This is a genomic window from Polaromonas sp. P1_G4 (assembly GCF_056405475.1).
The window spans coordinates 1-5,627 of sequence record NZ_JBFUCA010000275.1 but is presented as its reverse complement, the minus strand read 5'-3'; the positions used below and the strand labels follow the sequence as shown (position 1 = coordinate 5,627).

The 5,627-nt window shown below is 61.8% G+C and carries 5 protein-coding genes, 1 tRNA gene and 1 pseudogene; 5 read left to right on the top strand and 2 right to left on the bottom strand.

What is annotated here, in order from left to right; genetic code table 11:
* The 3 genes from AC1D1X_RS14200 to AC1D1X_RS14190 form a co-directional block, all read left to right on the top strand.
* Nucleotides 1-2,280 (top strand): ATP-binding protein (locus tag AC1D1X_RS14200; protein ID WP_477698497.1); only part of this gene is annotated, 2,280 nt, incomplete at its 5' end.
* 67 nt (nucleotides 2,281-2,347) lie between these two features.
* A complete protein-coding gene (locus tag AC1D1X_RS14195) occupies nucleotides 2,348-3,028 on the top strand; it encodes a response regulator (protein WP_457282636.1) in 681 nt (226 codons plus the stop codon).
* 57 nt (nucleotides 3,029-3,085) lie between these two features.
* Nucleotides 3,086-3,161 (top strand) — tRNA-Phe (locus AC1D1X_RS14190).
* Between the two features lie 127 nt (nucleotides 3,162-3,288).
* On the opposite strand, the gene AC1D1X_RS14185 is transcribed toward AC1D1X_RS14190, so the two are convergent.
* Both AC1D1X_RS14185 and AC1D1X_RS14180 read right to left on the bottom strand, forming a co-directional pair.
* On the bottom strand, nucleotides 3,289-4,056 hold the full coding sequence (locus tag AC1D1X_RS14185; RefSeq protein ID WP_477670189.1) for an SDR family NAD(P)-dependent oxidoreductase: 768 nt from the start codon (nucleotides 4,054-4,056) through the stop codon (nucleotides 3,289-3,291).
* 149 nt (nucleotides 4,057-4,205) lie between these two features.
* Nucleotides 4,206-4,898 carry a FadR/GntR family transcriptional regulator gene (locus AC1D1X_RS14180; protein WP_457282638.1) on the bottom strand — a complete coding sequence of 231 codons (693 nt, stop codon included), beginning with the start codon at nucleotides 4,896-4,898 and terminating at the stop codon, nucleotides 4,206-4,208.
* Nucleotides 4,899-4,981: 83 nt separating this feature from the next.
* Here AC1D1X_RS14180 and AC1D1X_RS14175 point away from each other — a divergent pair, with 83 nt between their 5' ends.
* Both AC1D1X_RS14175 and AC1D1X_RS14170 read left to right on the top strand, forming a co-directional pair.
* Nucleotides 4,982-5,434 (top strand): helix-turn-helix domain-containing protein, encoded by a 453-nt coding sequence (locus tag AC1D1X_RS14175; RefSeq protein WP_477670188.1) that lies wholly within the window; start codon nucleotides 4,982-4,984, stop codon nucleotides 5,432-5,434.
* A gap of 54 nt (nucleotides 5,435-5,488) precedes the next feature.
* Nucleotides 5,489-5,627 (top strand): annotated as a pseudogene (locus tag AC1D1X_RS14170) (dehydrogenase); the annotation flags it as partial.

The following is a 5,627-nucleotide window of genomic DNA, read 5'->3' as shown; positions in this document are numbered from 1 at the left end:
CTCAAGAGCAGCAAGGCTTTTCGCTGGACGGTCGGTGTCGGCGTGGGGGCCATCGCGGCGCTCGGCCTGGTGCTGATGTTCCTGCTGACGCAGGCCACCGGCAATCGCGAGCTGTACGAGCGCAATTACGCACTGCTCTTCGTGCTCAACGTGGCCGTTGCCGGCTTGCTGCTGCTGGTCATCGGATGGATCGTGGCGCGCCTTGCCCTGCGGCTGTACCGCGGCCGCTTCGGCAGCCGGCTGCTGGTCAAGCTGGCCGCCATCTTTGCGCTGGTCGGCCTCATGCCGGGGCTGATGATTTATGTGGTGTCCTACCAGTTTGTGTCGCGGTCCATTGAAAGCTGGTTTGATGTGGAAGTGGAGGGGGCGCTGGCGGCCGGGTTGAACCTGGGCCGGGCCACGCTGGACACCCTGGCCGCCGACCTTGGCAACAAGACACGGCAGGCCGCCACCCAGATTGCCGAGACGCCGGACGCCATGGCTGGCCTCGCACTTGAACGCCTGCGCGACCAGCTCCAGGCCAGCGATGTGGTGCTCTGGAGCCCCTCGGGCCAGGTGATAGCCAGCGCAGGTGAGTCGAGATTTCTGCTGAAACCCGAACGCCCCTCAGTACAGCAACTGCGCACGGCACGCACGCAGCGCGTCGTCACGCAGATTGAAGGCCTCGATGAGGTGGTGTCTGCCGGCAACGGCGAGCTGGCCGCAGGTGGGGCTGCCGGTACCGCGCCGGGGGCCGTTGCGCGGGTCAAGGCGATTGCCGTGGTGAACAACCCCAATGTGAACGTGCTGGGCGACGCGCGGTTTTTGCAGGTGACCCAGCTGCTGCCTGAGGGCCTGGTGGCCAATGCTGTCGCCGTCCAGGAAGCTAACCGCGAATACCAGGAGCGCGCGCTGGCACGCGGCGGCCTGCGCAAGATGTATATAGGCACACTCACGCTCAGCTTGTTCCTGGCCGTATTCGGTGCGGTACTGCTGGCCGTGGTGCTGGGCAACCAGCTGGCCAAGCCGCTGCTGGTGCTGGCGGAGGGCGTGCGCCAGGTGGCCCAGGGCGACTTGACACCCAAGGCCGCCCTGCAGGGCAAGGACGAGCTGGGCGGGCTCACGCGTTCTTTTGCCGACATGACACAGCAGCTGGCCGATGCCCGCTCGGCAGTGCAGCAAAGCATGAGCCAGGTTGATGCCGCGCGCGCCAACCTGCAGACCATTCTGGACAACCTCACCGCCGGCGTGATCGTGCTGGATGTGCATGGCCGCATCCAGTCCAGCAACCCTGGGGCTACCCGCATCCTGCGTGCGCCGCTGGCGGCGTACCACGGAAAATCGCTGGGCGAAGTGCCAGGCTTGGGCCTGTTTGCCAAAGATGTGCTGGCCCAGTTCACCGATTACCTCAGCGATGGTGCGCCGCACGGGCTTGAGCATTGGCAGCAGTCTTTTGAGCTCAACGCGGCCGTGCCCGGTRCGCCCGACAACGCCATCACGCTGATCGCCCGTGGCGCCAAGATGCCGGGCACCGAAGAGTTTTTGCTGGTGTTTGACGATGTTTCCGAAATGGTGTCGGCCCAACGCGCGCAGGCGTGGGGCGAGGTGGCGCGCCGCCTGGCCCACGAGATCAAGAACCCGCTCACGCCCATCCAGCTGTCGGCTGAGCGCCTCGAAATGAAGCTCACCGGCAAGGTCGGCGAACCTGAGCAACTGCTGCTCACCAAATCCGTCAAGACCATCGTTGACCAGGTCGACGCAATGAAGCGGCTGGTGAATGAGTTCCGCGACTACGCCCGCCTGCCGGCGGCCGAGCTCAAGCCTGTTGACCTCAATGCATTGATCAACGACGTGATGCAGCTCTACCTCAGCGACGGTCACAGTGAGCTGCGCAGCGGCAGTGCCGCGGTTCCGGTCGTCACAGAGCTGGACCCCAAGGCCCCGAAAATCCAGGGCGACGACCAGCAGCTGCGCCAGGTCATCCACAACCTGTTGCAGAATGCCCAGGATGCGCAGGAAGGCAAGGAGGACGGACGGGTTACGCTCAAGACCGAATACTCTGAAACGTCCAGGCGTGTGCGTCTGACGGTGCGCGACAACGGAACGGGCTTCCCCGAACATATCCTCAAACGCGCGTTCGAGCCCTACGTCACGACCAAGGTAAAGGGCACGGGTCTGGGGCTCGCGGTCGTCAAAAAAATTGCAGATGAACACGGAGCCCGCATCGATATTTCAAACCGCGTGGCAGACGGTTTGGTGCAAGGGGCACAAGTGTCGTTATCATTTGCAGTTGTGGCTTAACAACACATTCAGTAACACTTCGATATCCGCACGGCATTCGCAATAACAGGCAGGCAGCAATTCAATCATGGCAAATATTCTGGTGGTCGACGACGAGCTGGGCATACGCGACCTTCTCTCAGAAATTCTTAATGACGAAGGGCATCAGGTCGAGCTCGCCGAGAACGCCGCTCAGGCCCGTGCCGCCCGCGGACGTTCCAGGCCCGACCTGGTGCTGCTGGACATCTGGATGCCCGACACTGACGGCGTGACGCTGCTCAAGGAGTGGTCTTCCAGTGGCTTGCTGACCATGCCCGTCATCATGATGAGCGGCCACGCCACGATCGATACGGCAGTCGAGGCTACCAAGATCGGCGCCATGGCGTTTCTTGAGAAACCCATCACGCTGCAAAAACTCCTGAAGGCGGTGGAGCAGGGCCTCACCAAGGCAGCTCCCCGCAAACCCGCCGTAATGAACAGCAGCCCCGCGGCACACGCAGCCGACCTCACGGTAGAAGCCGTGATGACCGGCGGGACCTTGCCGACACCTGTTGACCTGGGACCGCAGGCCACGCAGAGTTTTCTGCTGGAAAAACCATTGCGCGACGCGCGTGACGAATTTGAAAAAGCCTATTTCGAATTTCATTTAGCCAAGGAAGGCGGCTCCATGACCCGTGTGGCGGAGAAAACCGGTCTTGAGCGTACCCACCTCTACCGAAAGCTCAAGCAACTCGGCGTGGATCTGACCCGCGGCAAACGCGGCGTCTGACCTTGAAGACCCAGGGGGCCGGACACCCCTTTCGGGTGATATATAATCTGAGGCTCAGGCCCGGTAGCTCAGTCGGTAGAGCAGAGGATTGAAAATCCTTGTGTCGGTGGTTCGATTCCGCCCCAGGCCACCAGATGCGCAAGCCCTTGATTCCTAACGGATTCAAGGGCTTTTTCAATTCTGGGGCGTCGCTATCCTCCTGGTAGGGCCGCCCTTGTCAGATTTCGATGGAATTCAATATCCTTCGGGTGGCCCATCGATCATGTCCACCCTCCATCGACAACCAAATCCTGCGCCGTCATCATCTCGCTGTCGTCGGAAGCCAGGAACAGCGCCGCCTTCGCAATGTGTTCAGGCATCAAATCCCCCGGCAGGCATTGCGCACGGGCCAGGTCTGCCTTGGACTCGGGTGTGACCCACAGCCGCAACTGTTTTTCCGTCATGGTCCAACCCGGCACCAGGGTGTTCACTCGAATGCGGAAGGGTCCGAAGTCTCGCGCCAGGCTCCTGGTGAGCCCTTGCACGGCTGCCTTGCAGGTGGTGTAAACCGGCATGCCGCCTTGCTTGAGCATCCAGCTGACCGAGCCGAAGTTGACGATGGAGCCGCCGCCCAGCGCTTTCATGTCTGGCGCGACTTCCTGCGCCGCGAAGAACTGGTGCTTGAGGTTCACGGCGACGCCCGCGTCCCAGTATTGCGGTGTCGTGTCCTCGATCAGGTGTCGCTCGTCGTTGGCCGCGTTGTTCAGCAACACCCGGATCGGCCCGATCTGGGTGCGAAGCGCTTTGATCGCCTGGCGCATTTCGTCAGTGTCGGTGACGTCGCTGCGCATGAAATGCACGCGCTTGCCGAGCTCCTTCGCCACACTTGCCTGAAGGGCGAGCGCGTTGTCCACGTCGATGTCGATGAACCCGACCTTCGCATCTTGCGCTGCGAACTGCCGCACCAGGGTGGCACCGATGCCGGTCGACCCCCCGGTGATGAGGACGGACCGGTCTTTCAGGCTGGGATAGTGGGTTTGCATGTTCATGTGAATCGTCTCCTAAATTGCGATGTGCAGCGGCGGGGGGTACGCGCGATGCTAGGCTCGGCTCGGGCCCGGCACCAATTCAATTTCCGGCGCGAGCGATAGCAATCTGCGCATCGTGCGCTCGTGGATGCACGCCTCAGGGGACGGGGTCAGTCCCCCACCCAACGCAGCTCGGAGGCGCGCAGATGGGCGAGCATGGCAGCCTGTGCGGCTATCGGATCGCGTGCATCCAGAGCGCTGAGAATAGCTTCATGTTCCTTCAGCGCAGCCTTCCAGGTGCGTGGGTTCTCGTATTTCGAAGACAGCTTGGCCGAGATCGGGCTGTGCCGTTCATCGAACAACTCGGCGATGATGCGGGCCATCACGGAATTACCACTCATCTGCGTAAGCGTCATGTGAAAGCGTCGATCAAGATCCAGCGGGGCGCGGTTGCGATCCGTTTCAGCCCTCATTCTCGTGACGATCGTCCTAAGCTGCTTGAGCTGCTCAGGGGTGCCGCGCGCGCAGGCAAGGATCACCACCGCGCTCTCCAGGGCGGAGCGCGTCTGCATCAGTTCCCTTGGGCTCTCGCCGAGTGCGGGTGTGGCCTTCCCGGAAGTGCGTTTGGGTTGCGGGCAGACGTAGACACCCGAGCCGCCACGGATCTCGACACTGCTCTGGACGTCCAGGGCGATCAATGCCTCGCGCAGCGAAGGGCGGGACACGCCCAGGAGCAATGCCAGCTCGCGCTCGGCCGGCAGACGGTCGCCGACCTGGAACGATCCTTTGGCGATCAGTTCCCTGATCTGATCGGCGATCTGCTGATACAGGCGACGGGGTTCGGCAGGCTTGGTAACTCTCATGGCGGGGAAGGTGTAACGAAAGGATCATACCGTCGGGCGGTGCCCCTGCGTGGCCATGGCCGGTAAGTTGTGGTGGAAAAACCTTGTCTGGTCAGACCAAAATTGGTACATTCAAAAAAATTGGCATGACCAAATTTATCAACCTTCAACGCTTCGACCTCGCTTCGATCCGGCTCGTGGTGCTTTGCGCCGAGTCGGGTTCATTGTCGGAAGCTGCGCGCCGCTGTCACTTGTCCCTGTCGGGCGCCAGCCACCGGCTGAAGGCTTTCGAGGATGCGGTGGGGGAGCCCGTCTTCCAGCGCCACCGCCGGGGGTTGCGCATCACCATCCGTGGGCGCCACGTGGTGTACTGCGGCATGCAGCTTCTGAACTGGGTCGACCGCCTGGCCGGGCCGGCCTTGTTTGATGGCGAGATGCCGGAACTAATTTTGAACGGAGTATCAGAGGCTGCGAAAGTACCGCTTCCGCTGCTGGGGGTCTCCCCAGGTTTTCCGAGATTCGAAAGTTGGCCGCCGAGAGTGGTCAGTCCAAATTAGCAGATATATAGTTACCCGTCTGACCGCTGCGCAGGGCCAATCATGCTGACGTGATCTGTGCAGGAACGCGGATTCCAGTTTATCGCCCACGGTGGCAAGTACGTCCTCGTTTCCATCGTCCGCGACAGCATTACTTTCTCCGATCCTGAGTTCCACAAGCGCGAAGCCACGTTACTTGGCGGCCGCAACGCGA